Here is a 1,854-nt window from a genome sequence, read left to right on the forward strand (position 1 = left end):
AAAAGGTAGAAGGAAAAAATTGATCAATCCATTAATTTATTTATATCGAAGATATTGTGTAAGAGGTAGAGACTAAAAAGCACTACTAGCCTGAGGCTTGGGAGAAGCAAGAAGGTCAACGGATGGCCGAGAATGAAGACCGGAATGTGCGAAGTTGGCACATGAGGATCTGATTGAACAAGCTGACGCGGAGATTTGTCGCTTATTGCAAGCCGAGATCCGAACGCGGAAGTTAAGCTCTAGCACCGATGGTAGTTGGGGGTTTCCCCCTGTGAGAGTAGGACGTCGCCAAGTAAAGAGTGGAAAGATCAGTAGAGATACTGGTCTTTTTTTGTATATAAAAAGGCAGAAGGAAAAAATACAGATACAAAGTTCTATTCATGATATTGGTTATATCGAAGAGGTGTATAAGAGGTAGAGACTAAAAAGCACTACTAGCCTGAGGGTTGGGAGAAGCAAGAAGGTCAACGGATGGCCGAGAATGAAGACCGGAATGTGCGTAGTTGGCACATGAGGATCTGAATGAACAAGCTGACGCGGAGATTTGTCGCTTATTGCAAGCCGAGATCCGAACGCGGAAGTTAAGCTCTTGCGTCGATGGTATTTGGGGTTTTCCTATGTGAGAGTAGGACGAGGCCAAGTTACAGGAAGAAAGATCAGTAGAGATACTGGTCTTTTTTGTGAGATGATTTATATCAAGTCAAGCGATTTTTGATCGTAACAATATTATTAGGAACACCATTGGTTAGATACTAAGGAATTCTATAGTCAATATCATATCTCATTAATAAAGTACTAGATGTATCAAGTATGGCCTGTATTGCTGTATTAAAGTAGGGACACTGATGCTGAATAACTGAGTTTGAAGATATCGACGGTAAGAATTATTATAGAAGAGGATAAATTAAATTTTTTTATAAGGGGTCACTATTTTGAGGTATAAAGAGTTAAAGGTAATAGAGTTACCTAAGTGGGGAAGTTACTTGCGTTCGCTCTGGAGTGAAAGGTTTACTAGTCATCTTTCAGTTGAGGAGCGAAAAACAATTTATTTAGATGATGGTTTTCTTTGGCATGTGTGTAGTTGGGAGAAAGTGAAGTGCCTTAAGAAATTAGATGCTATTGAGGTCTTTAATGAGCAATCGAAGGTTAAATGTACAATCTTTTATCAATATATTGATGAAGCATATTTGCTTCAAAATGCTCGTACTCTAACACTTGAAGAATTACCATATGACCAAACACATATGTACTATGGTGATATTTATATAATGGATTGGGATAAAAAATGGTCTTTTGTTATGACTCATGAAAGTGAATGTGGTCCGTATTTTATATCAGAGGAATGATTACTAGAATTTTTCTAAATAACTTTCGATCTTAGGATATAACGATAGAAGAACCCCAAACTTTTAAAAGGCTATTATTAAGTGAAGTGATTAATGAATATGTGTTTATGAGATTAAGAAATTGATTAATACATGCTTTTAAAAAATATAAAAATATAGTTGATCTTTATTGATATATGGGGTATTATTAGTTTCTGCCACTAAGGCATTTTAAAATATATTATCTCAGAAAAAATATTTTAATAAAACATTGACTTTCTGGGTTGATAAATGTTATGATTAATATCTGGTCGCGAACAACGACTAACAAATGATCTTTGAAAACTAAACAAAACCAAGCGTGCCAACGTTAATTTCGATTAACAAAAACGTACTATATAATAGTGCACAAACGAAACAAACTATGAGCAAGTCAAACACTACTTTATTGGAGAGTTTGATCCTGGCTCAGGACGAACGCTGGCGGCGTGCCTAATACATGCAAGTCGAGCGAATTGATGGGAGCTTG

The 1,854-nt window shown here is 36.3% G+C and carries 1 protein-coding gene and 1 rRNA gene; both read left to right on the forward strand.

What is annotated here, in order from left to right:
* The first annotated feature begins 932 nt into the window (after positions 1-932).
* On the forward strand, positions 933-1,346 hold the full coding sequence (locus tag LC076_RS23910; RefSeq protein ID WP_226671600.1) for a DUF4275 family protein: 414 nt from the start codon (positions 933-935) through the stop codon (positions 1,344-1,346).
* A gap of 424 nt (positions 1,347-1,770) precedes the next feature.
* Positions 1,771-1,854 (forward strand): 16S ribosomal RNA (locus tag LC076_RS23915); the annotation flags it as partial.

It is taken from the genome of Metabacillus litoralis (genome assembly GCF_020524045.1).
Taxonomy (GTDB): domain Bacteria; phylum Bacillota; class Bacilli; order Bacillales; family Bacillaceae; genus Metabacillus; species Metabacillus litoralis_C.